The organism is Conyzicola lurida, from assembly GCF_014204935.1.
Classification (GTDB): domain Bacteria; phylum Actinomycetota; class Actinomycetes; order Actinomycetales; family Microbacteriaceae; genus Conyzicola; species Conyzicola lurida.
In genome coordinates this window covers 2659920-2674180 of the sequence record NZ_JACHMJ010000001.1, presented here as the reverse complement: position 1 = coordinate 2674180, position 14261 = coordinate 2659920, and the positions used below count along the sequence as shown (strand labels likewise).

Below are 14261 nucleotides of genomic sequence, written 5' to 3'. Positions count from 1 at the left end.
GCCGCCCCGGCGTTCTGCGTTCTCTTCTCCGATACTCTCTCTCGGCCGATTTACTGGCAGAATCTTGACACGATGAAACTCGAACTTCGCGGCATTACCAAGCGCTTCGGCGCCCTCGTGGCCAACGACCACATCGACCTGACCGTCGAACCCGGCGAGATCCACTGTCTTCTCGGTGAGAACGGCGCTGGCAAGTCCACCCTGATGAACGTGCTCTACGGCCTGTACCGGGCCGACGAGGGCGAGATCCTGCTCGACGACGAGCCGGTCCGCTTCCACGGTCCCGGCGACGCGCTCGCCGCCGGCATCGGCATGGTGCACCAGCACTTCATGCTGATCCCCGTGTTCACGGTCGCCGAGAACGTGATGCTCGGCCACGAGCCCACCAAGGGCGGAGTCGTGCTCGACCTCCCCGCCGCGCGCCAACTGGTCGCCGAGATCTCCCAGCGCTTCGGCTTCGACATCGACCCCGACGACGTCGTCGGCGACCTCCCGGTCGGCGCCCAGCAGCGCGTCGAGATCATCAAGGCCCTCGCCCGCGACGCCAAGGTGCTCGTGCTCGACGAGCCGACCGCGGTGCTCACGCCGCAGGAGACCGACGAGCTCATGATCATCATGAAGCAGCTCGCCACCGCCGGCACCTCGATCGTCTTCATCACCCACAAGCTCCGCGAGGTCAAGGAAGTCGCCGACCGCATCACCGTCATGCGGCTGGGAAAGGTCGTCGCGACGGCCTCGCCATCCTCGTCCACCACCGAGCTGGCCTCTCTCATGGTGGGCCGCGACGTCGACCTCACCGTCGACAAGAACCCGCCGACGCTCGGCGCCGAGTCGTTCGTCGTCGCCGGACTCACCGTGCTCGACTCGACCGGCCAGCGCCTGCTCGACGACGTCACCTTCACCATCCGCGAGGGCGAGATCCTCGCGATCGCCGGTGTGCAGGGCAACGGCCAGACAGAGCTCACCGAGGCGATCCTCGGGCTGCGTTCCGGGGTCAAGGGCTCCGTGACCCTCGACGGCAAAGAGCTCGTCGGCGCCTCGGTGCGTGACAGCCTCGACGCGGGCATCGGCTTCGTGCCCGAAGACCGCAAGAAGGACGGCCTCGTCGCCGAGTTCTCGGTCGCCGAGAACCTCATGCTCGACCGCAGCGTGGGGGAACCCTTCGCCAAGGGCATGAACATCCGGTTCGACTACCTCGAGGAGTTCGCGCAGAAGTCGATCAAGGAATTCGATATCCGCACGCAGGGCAGCGACACGCTCGCCGGCCGGCTCTCCGGCGGAAACCAGCAGAAGGTCGTGCTCGCCCGCGAACTGTCGCGCGAACTACGTCTGCTCATCGCGTCGCAGCCCACCCGCGGGCTCGACGTGGGATCGATCGAGTTCGTGCACGAGCGCATCGTCGCGACGCGCGACGCGGGAATCCCCGTGTTGATCGTCTCGACCGAACTCGACGAGGTGCTCGGCCTCGCTGACCGAATCGCGGTCATGTACCGCGGCAAGATCGTCGGCATCGTGGATGCCGACGCGAGCCGGGCCCAGCTCGGCGAGATGATGGCAGGTATTCACGCATGACCGACCCGACGCCCGACACCCTGGTGAAGCCGGCACTCGACCCCGACGACCAGGCGCCGTCGCGCTGGACCGTCGCTCTGCGCGACATCGTCTCCGGCAGCCCGCTGCGCACCTTCCTCGCCATCGTCCTCGCCTTCGTCGTGGGCGCGGTGCTGATCGTGCTCACCAACGAGGACTTCCTCGAGTCGGTGGGCTACATCTTCTCCCGCCCCTCCGACGCCATCTCGGCCGCGGTCTCCGCGGTCTCCGAGGGCTACGGCGCGCTGTTCCGCGGCTCGATCCTCAACCTCGAGGGCAACTCCTTCGCGCAGGTCGTGCGGCCGCTCACCGAGACCCTGCGACTGGCCACCCCGCTCATCGTGGCCGGCCTCGGCATCGGCCTCAGCTTCCGCGTCGGCATGTTCAACATCGGCGGCCAGGGCCAGCTGCTCTTCGGTGCCGGATTCGCCGGGTTCGTCAGCTTCCAGCTGCACCTGCCGTTCCCGCTGCACCTGCTCGTCGCGGTCATCGCCGGCATCGGCGGAGCGGCGGCCTACGGCGCGCTCGTCGGATTCCTCAAGGCCCGCACCGGCGCCAACGAGGTGATCGTCACGATCATGCTCAACTACATCGCGTTCTACCTCCTCACCTACCTGATGCGCACCCCCGTGATGCAGGACCCGACCGCGGGCGGCACGCCCAAGACGCCGGCTCCCGACGTCTCGGCCCAGCTGCCGCTGCTCTTCGGCGACAGCTTCGCGCTCAACTGGGGCTTCGTGCTCGTGATCGCCGCCACCGTGTTCTTCTGGTGGCTGATGGAGCGTTCGACGCTCGGCTACCGGTTCCGCGCCGTCGGACTCAACCCGAACGCCGCCCTCACCGCCGGCATCAACGTCAACCGCATCTACGTGGTCGCCATGGCGATCTCCGCGGGCTTCGTCGGCATCGCCGGCGTCACCCAGGCCTTGGGCCGCACCTCGGGCTTCACCCCGACGGTCGACGCGGGCATCGGATTCGACGCCATCACCGTTGCCCTCCTCGGGGGCTCGAGCGCCGGCGGCGTGTTCCTCGCCGGCCTGCTCTTCGGCGCCATGAAGGCGGGCGGGCCGTCGATGCAGATCGCCGACGTACCGCCGGAGCTTCTCGGCGTCGTGCAGGGCATCATCGTCCTCCTCATCGCCGCGCCGCCGCTCGTGCGGGCCATCTTCCGACTGCCGTCCCCCTCGGCCCGAACCGCCGGAGACCGCGCCAAACGCCGCTCGGCAAAGAAGGGTGGCGTGAAGTGACCGCCGTCATCTCCACCCCCGTCGTGCACACCGTCACCGAGATCCCGCGCAAGTGGAAGGTCTCGATCGTGCTCGGCGTGCTCTCGGTCGTCGCGTTCGTACTCTTCGGACTGCTCGGCGACGCCCGCGAAGCGCTCATCGTCTTCTCGGAGACCAGCGACGCGATCGTGCTGCCCAACGTCCCCGTCACCTCGAAGGTGCTCTGCATCGTCGTCGGCATCCTGCTGCTCGCCCTCGCGGCGGTCTCGTTCTGGTACACCGTCGGCCGCCGTACGGTGCCGATGTGGCTGATCATCGCGTTCACGATCCTCTTCCTGGTCAGCCTCGTCACCTTCACCGGTGCCGGCTCCAAGATCCCCGTGGTCTTCCTGATCAGCGGTTCGATCGCCCTCGCGACCCCCGTGATCTTCGGTTCCCTCGCCGGTGTGATCGGCGAACGCGTCGGCGTCGTGAACATCGCGATCGAGGGCCAGCTGCTCGCCGGCGCCTTCGTCTCCGCGGTGGTCGCGAGCATCACCGACAGCCTCACCCTCGGCCTGATCGCCGCCCTCGTCGGCGGCGCCCTCGTCTCGATGGTGCTCGCCGCGTTCTCGATCAAGTACCTCGTCGACCAGATCATCGTGGGTGTCGTGCTCAACGCGCTCGTCATCGGCATCACGAACTTCTTCTACGCCGCGGTGCTCAACGACAACTCGACCGAGACGAACTTCCCGGGAACCCTGCCGTTCCTCCCGATCCCCGTGCTCTCCGACATCCCGGTCATCGGCGCCGTGCTCTTCGACCAGCGCATCACGACGTACATCATGTTCGTGCTCGTGCCGCTCGTCTGGTTCATCCTGTTCAAGACGAAGATCGGTCTGCGCATCCGCGCCGTGGGCGAGCACCCGCTCGCCGCCGACACGGTCGGTATCAACGTCAACCGCACCCGCTTCTGGACCGTCTCCATCGCCGGCACCATCGCCGGTCTCGGCGGCGCCGCGCTCACGCTCGGCTCGGTCGGAGCGTTCGTGCGCGAGATGTCGGCCGGCCAGGGCTTCATCGCCCTCGCCTGCGTGATCCTCGGCCGTTGGAACCCGTGGCTCGCGGCCCTCGCAGCCCTGCTCTTCGGCTTCTCGAAGAACTTCCGTATCTTCGCCGGTCAGACCGGCGCCGACATCCCGCCGGACCTCATCGCCATGGTGCCCTACCTCGTGACCCTCGTCGCCGTCGCCGGCCTCGTCGGACGTGTCGTCGGCCCCGCCGCCGCCGGCAAGCCGTACGTCAAGCAGTAAGGACCCACCCATGCCAGAGATCGACTGGGACGCCCTGCGCGCCGCCGCCAACGACGCGATGCAGAAGTCGTACTCGCCGTACTCGAACTTCCCGGTGGGTGCCGCGGCGCTCGTCTCCGACGGCCGCATCATCTCGGGCTGCAACGTGGAGAACGCGTCGTACGGCGTCGGCCTCTGCGCCGAGTGCGCCCTCGTCTCGGCGCTGCACATGTCGGGCGGCGGCGAGCTCGTCGCCTTCACCTGCGTCGACGGCCACGGCAACATCCTGATGCCGTGCGGCCGCTGCCGCCAGCTGCTCAACGAGTTCTCGGCCGAGGGCATGCTGCTCGAGACCGTGTCGGGCATCAAGACCATGGACGAGGTGCTGCCCGACGCGTTCGGCCCGCGCCAGCTCGCCGAGTACGCGGCGAGCTGATCATGGCGGTCGAACCCTTCGACGTCGTCGACCTCATCCACACCAAGCGTGACAGAGGTGTGCTGACCACGGCGCAGATCGACTGGCTTGTCGGCGCCTACACGCGCGGCTACGTCGCCGACGAGCAGATGGCCGCCATGACCATGGCGATCTTCCTCAACGGCATGCACCGCGACGAGATCCGCGACCTCACCCTCGCCATGATCGCGAGCGGCGAGACCCTGTCGTTCGACGGGCTCGGAAAGCGGACCACCGACAAGCACTCCACCGGGGGAGTGGGCGACAAGATCACCCTGCCGCTCGCCCCGCTCGTGGCGTCGTTCGGCGTCGCCGTGCCCCAGCTCTCGGGCCGCGGCCTCGGCCACACCGGCGGCACGCTCGACAAGCTCGAGTCGATTCCGGGATGGCGCGCCGCACTGTCGAACGACGAGTTCCACCGTCAGCTCGCCGAGGTCGGAGCGGTCGTCTGTGCCGCGGGTTCCGGCCTGGCCCCGGCCGACGGCAAGCTGTACGCGCTGCGCGACATCACGGGGACCGTGGAGTCGATCCCGCTGATCGCGTCGTCGATCATGAGCAAGAAGATCGCCGAGGGAACCAGCGCCCTCGTGCTCGACGTGAAGTTCGGCTCCGGTGCGTTCCTCAAGGACATCGAGCAGTCCCGTGAACTCGCCGAAACGATGGTGCGCCTCGGCACCGACGCCGGCGTCGCGACGACCGCGCTGCTCACCAACATGAACGTGCCGCTCGGCCTCGCTATCGGCAACGCCAACGAGGTGCGCGAGTCGGTCGAGGTGCTCGCGGGCGGCGGACCCGCCGACGTCGTCGCGCTCACCGTGGCACTCGCCCGCGAGATGCTCGCCCTCGCCGGCCAGCCCGACGCCGACGTCGAGGCGGCCCTCGCCGACGGCCGCGCCATGGACACCTGGAACGCGATGATCCGCGCTCAGGGCGGCGACCCCACGGCGGCGCTGCCCGTGGCGCGCGAGTCGCACGTGGTCACCGCCGCCCGCTCCGGCGTGCTCGTGGCTCAGGAGGCGCTGCCCTTCGGTATCGCGGCCTGGCGGCTCGGTGCCGGACGCGCCCGTAAACAGGACCCCGTGCAGCACTCCGCGGGCGTCGACCTGCACGCGAAACCGGGTGACACGGTTACGGCCGGCCAGCCGCTCTTCACGCTCAGCGCCGACGAGCCGGAGCGATTCGAGCGCGCCCTCGAGGCGCTCGACGGCGCCTACCGCATCGGCGACCCGGGCGAACCGGTCGAGTCCGGCGGCCCGCTCATCGCCGACCGTATCGGCTAGCGAGGGGCGCTGCACGTCTGTGCGAACGGCCCTCTGCTCAGACAAGAGCGGGTAGATTTGTACCCATGAACAACGCCGCTGACGAGTACATCCTCCCGGGTGGTGGCGCTTCTATCTCGGCGCTGCCCAAGATCTCCCTCCACGATCACCTCGACGGCGGTCTGCGCCCCCAGACGATCATCGATCTGGCCGAAGAGATCGGCCTCGAACTGCCGACCACCGACGCCGCGGAACTCGCCACCTGGTTCACCACGCAGGCCGAGAGCGGCACGCTCGTCGACTACCTCAAGACCTTCGACGTCACCATCGCCGTGATGCAGACGCGCTCCGGCCTCTACCGCGTGGCCCGCGAGTTCGTGCTCGACCTCGCCGCCGACGGCGTCATCTACGGCGAGGTGCGCTGGGCTCCCGAGCAGCACCTCAGCGCGGGCCTCACCCTCGACGAAGTCGTCGAGGCCGTGCAGGAGGGTCTCGAGGCGGGAGTCGCGGACGCCGCAGCCGAGGGCCGCGTCATCCGGGTCGCCCAGCTTCTCAGCGCCATGCGTCACGCCGACCGCGGCGTCGAGATCGCCGAGCTCGCGGTGCGGCACCACGGCAAGGGCGTCGCGGGATTCGACATCGCCGGCGCCGAAGACGGATTCCCGGCCAGCCGGCTCGCCGACGCATTCGACCTGCTCGCCCGCAACTTCGTGCCGGTCACGGTGCACGCCGGCGAGGCCGACAGCCTCGACAGCATCAAGAGCGCGCTCTTCGACGGCCGCGCCCTTCGCATCGGCCACGGCGTGCGCGTCGCCGAAGACATCAACACGCAGAGCGAAGACGACGAGGGCATGTACGTCACCCTCGGGCCCGTCGCCGAGTGGATCAAGGACCGCCAGATCGCGCTCGAACTCGCGCCGTCGTCGAACCTGCAGACCAACGCCTGGGGAACCGAGCTCTCCGACCACCCGTTCGACCTGCTCTACCAGCTGGGCTTCCGGGTCACGGTGAACGTCGACAACCGCCTGATGAGCGCCACGAGCCTCAGCCGCGAGCTCTTCCTGCTCGCCGAGGAGTTCGGCTACGGCCTCGACGACCTCGCCCAGTTCCAACTCAACGCGGCCGCGGCATCCTTCCTACCCCTCGACGACCGTGACGACCTGATCGAGCAGATCCTCGTCGCTTTCGAGCGGGCCTGACGATGGTCCTCCCGGCGCTGACCGCCGAGGCGATCGAGATCGGCGCGACGCCGCCGGACTGGCGCTCGGCCGTGCGGCTCGCCGGTCTCGTGCTGACGCGCGCGGGGGCGGCGAAGCCCGAGTACGCCGACGAGATGGTGCGGATGATCGAGGAGCACGGCCCCTACGTCGTGATCGCCCCCGGACTCGCCCTCGCCCACGCACGCCCGGGCCCGGCGGTGCTCGCCGACGGACTCGCCATCGTGACGCTGGCCGAGCCGGTCAACTTCGGGCATCCGCACAACGATCCGGTGAGCGTCGTGCTCGCCATCGCGATCAAGTCGGCCGACACCCACCTCGCGGCGATCGCCCAGCTCGCGAACGTGTTCAACGACTCGAACGCCATCGAGGCGCTCACCGCGGCGACCTCGGCCGCCGAAGTCCAGGAAATCATGGGTGGTACAGAGTGAAAATCGTCGCAATCTGCGGGGCCGGCATCGGCAGCTCGGGAATCCTCAAGGTCAACGCCGAACGCGTGCTGAAAAAGCTCGACATCGAGGCGGAGGTGACCGCGGTGCACCTCGACTCGCTCGAAATGGCGCGCGACGCCCAGGTGATCCTGACGTCGGCCGAGTTCGTCGAGGCGATCGGCAAGACGTTCGCCGACATCATCGTCATCGAGAACTTGTTCGACACCAACGAGCTCACGCAGAAGCTGGAAGCGTCCCTGGGCTCCTGAGCCGGGTGACCAGCTTCGCGCCGCCGAGGGCGACGCCACCGCTGACGAGCGCGAGCGAGATGCCGCCCGTCATGGCCGCGAACACCGCGTAGAGCAGCGCGACCCCGACGAGGGCGAGAGCCGCGAGGCACACCCGCAGCGCCGTCGCACGCCGGTCCGTCGAGGCCCAGACCACGGCAGCGGCGACGACGCCGACCGCGAGGCTGACCAGGGCGACACCCGCCAGGAATGCGTCCCCGGACAACAGCGCGCTGCCCGCGGCGACACCCGCGGCACCGACGGCGAACCCCGCCCACAGCACCGTCGGGTGCGCGGGCGTGCGCGTGACGGCGACGAGCACGGCGGCCAGCAGCAGCGGCACGACGGCGAGTTGACCGACGGCCATGGCAGAGCCGAGGGCGGATGTCGCACGCTCCGTCCCGGTGGCCGCGACGCTCGCCCCGATCGAACCGGCCCAGACCGCGAGCGTGTAGGCCAGCGACGCGAGCGCGAGCGTGCGCACCCGGCGCAACACCGGGGGCCAGTCCACGGGTATCTCCGCCGCCGCTGCTGCCACGCGGCGGGGACGCGCGAGGGCGACGACCGTCACGGCGAGGGCGGCGACGGCGACGGTGACCGGGGAGAGCATCGAGAGGGCGATCAGCGGCGCCGCCGCGAGACCGATGGCGGATGCCGCGGCCACGGTGATCCAGCGACGCACGGCCAGACCGCCGAGCGGGGTCCACACCAGCAGGGCCACGAGGGCGGCGAGTGCGACGACCGTGGCCGCGCCGTACAGCCAGGTCGTATTGCCGAAGAGCCCGAGATCGCGGCCCGCGTCGGCCTCGTCCATGCCGACGCCGAAGGAGAGCACGAACAGCAGGTCGGCGGCGAACGCGAAAGCGGCCGTGCAGAGGATCAGCTCGCGCCTGCCCCGGCGCCATCCGTCGGCCGGCACGACGAGCAGCAGCATCGCCGCCACCGTCAGCACCGGGGCGCCGACGCCGCCGAGCACCTGCGCGACGACCCGCACGACGGGCGCATCGACCGCGACCGACACGACCAGCCAGACCACCGCGAGCAGGAACCCGCCGCCGCCGAGTCGCGCGGCGCGGTCTTTCACGAGCAGTCTGGCCGAATCGGTCATGGCTCTCAGGCGAGCAGGTCGCGCAGTGCGGCGTCGAGTGCCGCGACCGTCGCGGCGGCGGCCGCCTGGCGTTCGGCCCCCGTGCCGTCGGTCGACGACGCGTCGATGTACACCTTGAGCTTCGGCTCGGTGCCGCTCGGACGCACGATCACGCGGGCGTCGTCATCGAGCCAGAACCGCAGGATGTCGCCCGGGGGGAACGGGCCGAACCCGTCGGCGAAGTCGTCGATGTGGTCGACGCGGATGCCGGCGAGGTGCGACGGGGGAGCGTCGCGCAGGCGGGCCATCAGCGCACCGATGTCGGAGAGGTCGGTGACCCGCAGCGAGATCTGCGACGACTCGTAGGCGCCGAACTTCTCGGCGAAGGCGAGCTCGCGGTCGGCGACGGTCTCGCCACGGGCGGCGAGCTCGGAGACGAGGGAGAGGAAGTCGACCGCGGCGGAGATGCCGTCTTTGTCGCGCACCTTGTCCGGGTCGACGAGGTAGCCGAGGGCTTCCTCGTAGCCGTAGACGAGCCCGCCGACGCGCGAGACCCACTTGAAACCGGTGAGCGTGTCCGCGTAGTCGAGCCGGTAGAGCTCGGCGACCCGCTGCAGCGCGGGGGAGGAGACGATCGACGCCGCGAGGGTGCCGTCGCCGTCGGCCGCCACGATCCGCTCGGCCGCGCGCCAGCCGAGCAGAGCGCCGACCGCGTTGCCGCTCAGTCGTCGCCAGCTGCCGTCGGCGTCCGGCACGGCGACCGCCAGCCGGTCGGCATCCGGGTCGTTCGCGATCACGAGGTCCGCGCCCACGAGGGTCGCGGTGGCGTAGGACAGGTCGAGGGCGCCCGGCTCCTCGGGGTTCGGGAAGTCGACCGTCGGGAACGCGGCATCCGGCACGATCTGGTCGGCGACGACGACGGGCTCGGCGAACCCGGCGGCGGCGAACACCCGGCTCGCCACCTCCCAGCCGACACCGTGCATCGCCGTGTAGACGACGGTGACGTCGGTTCCGGATGGCGCGGCCAAGGCCGCGGTGCGGGACACGTACGCGTCCACGACGTCCTCGTCCGCGGTCTCGAAGTCGTCGGAGCGGGGCAGATCCTGCACGCGGGCCTCGGCCGCGACGCGCTCGATGTGCGCCGCGATCTCGGCGTCGGCGGGGGCCACGATCTGGCTGCCCTGGTCGTCGCCGCCGAGGTAGACCTTGTACCCGTTGTCGCGGGCCGGGTTGTGGCTCGCGGTGACCATCACGCCGGCGCTGACGCCGAAGTGACGCACGGCGAACGCGAGCACGGGGGTCGGCAGCATGCGGGGGAGCAGGATGGCGCGCACCCCAGCTCCGGCCATGAGCTCCGCGGTATCGCGGGCGAAGACGTCGGAGTTGTGCCGGCCGTCGTAGCCGACGACGATGCTCGGGCGCTCGTCCGGGATCGGGGATGCCGCGTTCTTCTCGAGCAGGTAGGCGGCGAATCCGGCGGCGGCCTGGGCGACCAGCACGCGGTTCATCCGGTTCGGGCCGGCGCCGAGCTCGCCGCGCAGGCCGGCAGTGCCGAACTCGAGCCGCGCCTCGAAGCGGCGGCCTAGCTCGGTGGTGCCCGCGGAGTCGCCGGTCTCGGCGGCGAGGATGAGCGTCGCGAGCTCGGCGCGGGTCGACTTGTCGGGGTCCTGGTCGTGCCAGGCCTGCGCCGCTTCGATCAGCGTCGGACCCTGAGCCTGTCGAAGGTCGGTCACAGCGCCGCTACGATCCGCGCGAGCAGCGCGCTGATCACGGGTTCGGCGTCGGCGCCGGCCTCGATGACCTCGGCGTGGCTGAGCGGGGTGGGCGAGATGCCGGCCGCGAGGTTCGTGATGAGCGACATCCCGAGTATCTCCATCCCGGCCTGCCGGGCGGCGATCGCCTCGAGGGCGGTGGACATGCCCACGATGTGGCCGCCGATCGCCTTCGCCATCTGCACCTCGGCCGGGGTCTCGTAGTGCGGGCCGCGGAACTGCGTGTAGACGCCCTCGTCGAGCGTCGGCTCGATCTGGCGGGCGAGGTCGCGCAGCCGCTTGCTGTACAGGTCGGTGAGGTCGACGAACGTGGCCCCCTCGAGCGGGGAGTCGGCGGTGAGGTTGATGTGGTCGCTGATCAGCACGGGGGTGCCGGGCGTCCAGGTCTCGCGGATACCCCCAGCGCCGTTCGTGAGGATCATGGTGGTCGCGCCGGCGGCGGCGGCGGTGCGCACAGAGTGCACGACGCGGCGCACGCCGTGGTTCTCGTAGTAATGGGTGCGGGCGCCGATGACGAGCGCGCGCTTGCCGCTCGGCAGCAGGATCGAGCGCAGCGTGCCGGAGTGGCCGACGAGCGCGGGCTTCGAGAAGCCGGTGATCTCCTCGGCGGGGATCGTGGCGGTCGTTTCGCCGATCAGGTCGGCGGCCTTGCCCCACCCGGAACCGAGCGTGAGGGCGATGTCGTGCTTCTCGACCCCCGTCTTGAGCGCGATCTCGGCGGCGGCCGTGGCGGCGACGGCGAAGGGGTCGGTGGCGGGATCATCCAGAGGGTGGTTCGACATGGCACCACTCTATTGGGGCTGCCGCGGCATCCGTCTGTCTCATGGTTCTTATCGGTGGCGGCTATTGGTTTGGACGGGCGGTGGCGGCAGTGGAGAATTGCAGGCATGGCCTATGAATTCGAACGCAAGCAGCGCATCGCAGTACTCGGCGGAGGGCCCGGCGGATACGAAGCCGCCCTCGCGGGAGCGCAGCTCGGCGCGGAGGTGACGCTCGTCGAGCGCACCGGTGTCGGCGGATCGGCCGTGCTGACCGACGTCGTGCCGTCGAAGACCCTCATCGCCACGGCCGAGGCAACCAACGCCATCGGCGAAGCGGCCGACCTGGGCGTGCAGTTCTTCACCCGCGGCGAGAGCGGGCGCCCCGTGCGTCCCGAGATCGCGGTGAACCTCGCCGCCGTCAACGCACGGCTGCTGCGGCTCGCGCGTCAGCAGTCCGAGGACATGAAGAGCCAGCTGATCAAGGCCGGCGTCACCGTGATCCAGGGCGAGGGCCGCCTCGACGGCCCCAACCGCGTCGTCGTCTCGAACGGCCGCGGCAAGACCCGCACCGACTTCGACGAGATCGAGGCCGACACCCTCGTCGTCTCGGTGGGCGCGTCGCCCCGCCTCCTCGAGTCGGCGATGCCCGACGGCAAGCGCATCTTCACCTGGACGCAGGTCTACTCGCTCGACGAGATCCCCGAGCACCTGATCGTCGTCGGCTCGGGCGTGACCGGGGCCGAGTTCGCCTCCGCGTACCGTGCGCTCGGCTCGAAGGTCACGCTCATCTCGTCGCGCGACCAGGTGCTGCCCGGCGAGGACGCCGACGCCGCCCGTGTGATCGAGGACGTCTTCACCCGCAACGGCATGACCGTGCTCTCGAAGAGCCGCGCCGACTCCGTGGTCGCGACCGCGACCGGCGTCGTCGCCACCCTGTCCGACGGCCGCGTCGTCGAGGGCAGCCACTGCCTGATGGCGGTCGGCTCTATCCCGAACACGGCGGGCCTCGGCCTGTCCGAGGCGGGGGTGCAGCTCACCGAGAGCGGCCACATCCGGGTGAACCGGGTGGCGCGCACCTCGGTGCCCTCCATCTACGCGGCCGGGGACTGCAGCAACTCGCTGCCCCTGGCATCCGTCGCCTCGATGCAGGGCCGCACGGCGGTCTTCCACTCGATGGGCGACGCGGTGAACCCGACCGAGCTGCGCAACGTGGCGTCGAACATCTTCACGCAGCCCGAGATCGCGACCGTCGGCTGGACGCAGAAGCAGATCGAGGACGGCATCGCCCAGGGCGAGATCTACAAGCTGCCCCTGGCCTCGAACCCGCGCGCGAAGATGATGGGCATCAAGGACGGCTTCGTGAAGCTGTTCGCCCGTACCGGTTCCGGCACGGTGATCGGCGGCGTGATCGTGGCGCCGCACGCCTCGGAGCTCATCGCCTCCCTCTCGCTCGCCGTCGAGCACCGCCTCACCGTAGACCAGCTCGCCTCTGCCTTCTCGGTCTACCCATCTCTCACCGGCAGCATCACCGACGCCGCGAGGGCGATGCACATCGTCAACTAGCGCCCGCTGCGTTTTCGCGCCCGTCGTCGTTCGCGGGAGTGCGGCGCTCAGCGTCGTCGCGCGCGCGGGGTTTTGTCGCGCACGCGGTGGCACGAACCTGCGCGTAGGTGACAAACCTCCGCGCCGACTCTCCGGCGCCGCGTGAGGCGCTGTGCAAACCTGCGCGCGCGCGACGGCGCTCAGCGTTGTCCACAGAATTAGCGTTGCGGGCCGAAGTCCACAGAATTGCGGATGACGCGTCTGACGGCCGCTTCTGCATCCACCCTCGACGCATGACAAAGTCTCTGGCGCCCGAGTGGCGCGACGAATTCGTGCTTTCGCGAGATGTCCGAGCGCGCGGACGGATATCCGAGCTGCTTCGGGAGGTCCGCACAGGCATCCTGGTTCCGGTCACCCGCGGCGCCTTCCGTTACAGCGCCGCAGTGACCGCCGACCCGGATGCCGCGTCCGACGACGCGTACCTGGCAAAGATCCGCGCCATCCACCTTCTGGCGCGCACCCCTCCGATCTTCTCGAGCTTCGCCGCGGCGGCCGTGTGGCAGCTTCCGATGGTCGGCGGCTGGCCGGACCGCGTCACGACCAGTTCGGTGCGGGCGCGCGGAGGGCGGTCAAACTCGACGGTAGCCCGTTCGTATGTCGGCGAGAGGCCCGACGTGCAGATCGTCGACGGGCTGCGCGTGACCACGCTCGCCCGGACTGTCGCGGATGTCGCACGCCACGCCGACTTCGGCCCGGCGGTGGCGCTCGCCGACAGCGCGCTCCACGGTCAACGGGCGGTCGGCCGATACCGGTCGCGTCAGCCCATCGGCCTCGATGCGATCACCGACGAGCTGACGGCGCTCGGCGCGGTCCCGGGCGCTGCACTCGCGCGCGGTGTCTGCGCGTTCGCGAACGGGGCATCCGGATCGGCGGGCGAATCGATCAGCAGGGTTGGTTTCCACGTTCTCGGGCTGCCGATGCCCCTGTTGCAGACACCGTTCCGCGACGCGCTGGGTCTCATCGGCTATGTGGACTTCTGGTGGCCACACCTTCGGCTGATCGGCGAGTTCGACGGCCAGGGCAAGTACCTTCGCGACGAGTACACCGCCGGAAAATCTGCCGCGCAGGTCGTTATGGAGGAAAAACGTCGGGAGGACAGGCTCCGTGCACTCGACACGTCGGTCACACGGTGGGGCTGGGATGTCGCGCAGTCCCTCCCGCACCTGCGCGACCACCTCGCGGCGGCCGGCCTCCGCTAGCTGAGGTTTGTCACGAGCGCTGAGGTACGAACACCAGCGAGCGCGACAAAGCGCAGCGCGCCCGCGTCAAACCTCAGCGGGCACGACGACGCTCAGCGTCGTCGA

13 protein-coding genes are annotated in these 14261 nt (G+C 69.9%); 10 read left to right on the top strand and 3 right to left on the bottom strand.

Annotated elements, in window-relative coordinates; translation table 11 throughout:
* Positions 1 to 72 precede the first annotated feature (72 nt).
* The 8 genes from HD599_RS13035 to HD599_RS18065 all read left to right on the top strand — a co-directional run bounded on the left by HD599_RS13035 (position 73) and on the right by HD599_RS18065 (position 7717).
* On the top strand, positions 73 to 1572 hold the full coding sequence (locus tag HD599_RS13035; protein WP_184238247.1) for an ABC transporter ATP-binding protein: 1500 nt from the start codon (positions 73 to 75) through the stop codon (positions 1570 to 1572).
* Complete coding sequence (locus HD599_RS13030) at positions 1569 to 2837, top strand: ABC transporter permease (protein ID WP_184238245.1); 1269 nt, start codon at positions 1569 to 1571, stop codon at positions 2835 to 2837. The genes HD599_RS13035 and HD599_RS13030 overlap by 4 nt, the downstream gene beginning before the upstream one ends.
* Positions 2834 to 4108, top strand: coding sequence for an ABC transporter permease (locus HD599_RS13025; protein WP_343062061.1), 1275 nt, complete (start codon positions 2834 to 2836; stop codon positions 4106 to 4108). The genes HD599_RS13030 and HD599_RS13025 overlap by 4 nt, the downstream gene beginning before the upstream one ends.
* 10 nt (positions 4109 to 4118) lie before the next feature.
* Positions 4119 to 4523, top strand: coding sequence for a cytidine deaminase (locus HD599_RS13020; protein ID WP_184238243.1), 405 nt, complete (start codon positions 4119 to 4121; stop codon positions 4521 to 4523).
* Positions 4524 to 4525: 2 nt separating this feature from the next.
* Positions 4526 to 5821 (top strand): thymidine phosphorylase, encoded by a 1296-nt coding sequence (locus HD599_RS13015; RefSeq protein WP_184238241.1) that lies wholly within the window; start codon positions 4526 to 4528, stop codon positions 5819 to 5821.
* Positions 5822 to 5886: 65 nt separating this feature from the next.
* A complete protein-coding gene (locus HD599_RS13010) occupies positions 5887 to 6999 on the top strand; it encodes an adenosine deaminase (RefSeq protein WP_184238240.1) in 1113 nt (370 codons plus the stop codon).
* A 2-nt stretch (positions 7000 to 7001) separates the two neighbouring features.
* The gene (locus tag HD599_RS18070) at positions 7002 to 7448 is read left to right on the top strand and encodes a PTS sugar transporter subunit IIA (protein WP_184238239.1); all 447 of its coding nucleotides are present in this window, start codon (positions 7002 to 7004) and stop codon (positions 7446 to 7448) included.
* Complete coding sequence (locus tag HD599_RS18065) at positions 7445 to 7717, top strand: PTS sugar transporter subunit IIB (protein ID WP_184238236.1); 273 nt, start codon at positions 7445 to 7447, stop codon at positions 7715 to 7717. The genes HD599_RS18070 and HD599_RS18065 overlap by 4 nt, the downstream gene beginning before the upstream one ends.
* On the opposite strand, the gene HD599_RS12995 is transcribed toward HD599_RS18065, so the two are convergent.
* Genes HD599_RS12995 through HD599_RS12985 form a run of 3 tightly spaced genes read right to left on the bottom strand, consistent with a single transcriptional unit; the run spans position 7683 to position 11376 of the window.
* A complete protein-coding gene (locus HD599_RS12995; protein ID WP_184238234.1) occupies positions 7683 to 8843 on the bottom strand; it encodes a hypothetical protein in 1161 nt (386 codons plus the stop codon). The two genes, HD599_RS18065 and HD599_RS12995, sit on opposite strands and share 35 nt — an antisense overlap.
* A gap of 5 nt (positions 8844 to 8848) precedes the next feature.
* Positions 8849 to 10555 (bottom strand): phosphohexomutase domain-containing protein, encoded by a 1707-nt coding sequence (locus HD599_RS12990; RefSeq protein ID WP_184238232.1) that lies wholly within the window; start codon positions 10553 to 10555, stop codon positions 8849 to 8851.
* Positions 10552 to 11376 (bottom strand): purine-nucleoside phosphorylase, encoded by an 825-nt coding sequence (locus HD599_RS12985; protein ID WP_184238230.1) that lies wholly within the window; start codon positions 11374 to 11376, stop codon positions 10552 to 10554. Before HD599_RS12985 ends, HD599_RS12990 begins: the two co-directional genes overlap by 4 nt.
* Before the next feature lie 105 nt (positions 11377 to 11481).
* Between HD599_RS12985 and HD599_RS12980 the strand changes: the two genes are divergently transcribed.
* Both HD599_RS12980 and HD599_RS12975 read left to right on the top strand, forming a co-directional pair.
* Positions 11482 to 12918: an NAD(P)H-quinone dehydrogenase gene (locus HD599_RS12980; protein WP_184238228.1), complete on the top strand. Its 1437-nt coding sequence runs from the start codon at positions 11482 to 11484 to the stop codon at positions 12916 to 12918.
* 272 nt (positions 12919 to 13190) lie between these two features.
* Positions 13191 to 14156, top strand: a complete 966-nt coding sequence (locus HD599_RS12975; protein ID WP_184238226.1) for a hypothetical protein — start codon at positions 13191 to 13193, stop codon at positions 14154 to 14156.
* Positions 14157 to 14261 lie beyond the last annotated feature (105 nt).

What these genes read in the sequence shown, in the direction of transcription:
- HD599_RS13035 (WP_184238247.1), top strand. Translation starts at nt 73, where the DNA reads ATGAAACTCGAACTTCGCGGCATTACCAAGCGCTTCGGCGCCCTCGTG.
- HD599_RS13030 (WP_184238245.1), top strand. Translation starts at nt 1,569, where the DNA reads ATGACCGACCCGACGCCCGACACCCTGGTGAAGCCGGCACTCGACCCC.
- HD599_RS13020 (WP_184238243.1), top strand. Translation starts at nt 4,119, where the DNA reads ATGCCAGAGATCGACTGGGACGCCCTGCGCGCCGCCGCCAACGACGCG.
- HD599_RS13015 (WP_184238241.1), top strand. Translation starts at nt 4,526, where the DNA reads ATGGCGGTCGAACCCTTCGACGTCGTCGACCTCATCCACACCAAGCGT.
- HD599_RS13010 (WP_184238240.1), top strand. Translation starts at nt 5,887, where the DNA reads ATGAACAACGCCGCTGACGAGTACATCCTCCCGGGTGGTGGCGCTTCT.
- HD599_RS18070 (WP_184238239.1), top strand. Translation starts at nt 7,002, where the DNA reads ATGGTCCTCCCGGCGCTGACCGCCGAGGCGATCGAGATCGGCGCGACG.
- HD599_RS12995 (WP_184238234.1), bottom strand. Translation starts at nt 8,843, where the DNA reads ATGACCGATTCGGCCAGACTGCTCGTGAAAGACCGCGCCGCGCGACTC.
- HD599_RS12985 (WP_184238230.1), bottom strand. Translation starts at nt 11,376, where the DNA reads ATGTCGAACCACCCTCTGGATGATCCCGCCACCGACCCCTTCGCCGTC.
- HD599_RS12980 (WP_184238228.1), top strand. Translation starts at nt 11,482, where the DNA reads ATGGCCTATGAATTCGAACGCAAGCAGCGCATCGCAGTACTCGGCGGA.
- HD599_RS12975 (WP_184238226.1), top strand. Translation starts at nt 13,191, where the DNA reads ATGACAAAGTCTCTGGCGCCCGAGTGGCGCGACGAATTCGTGCTTTCG.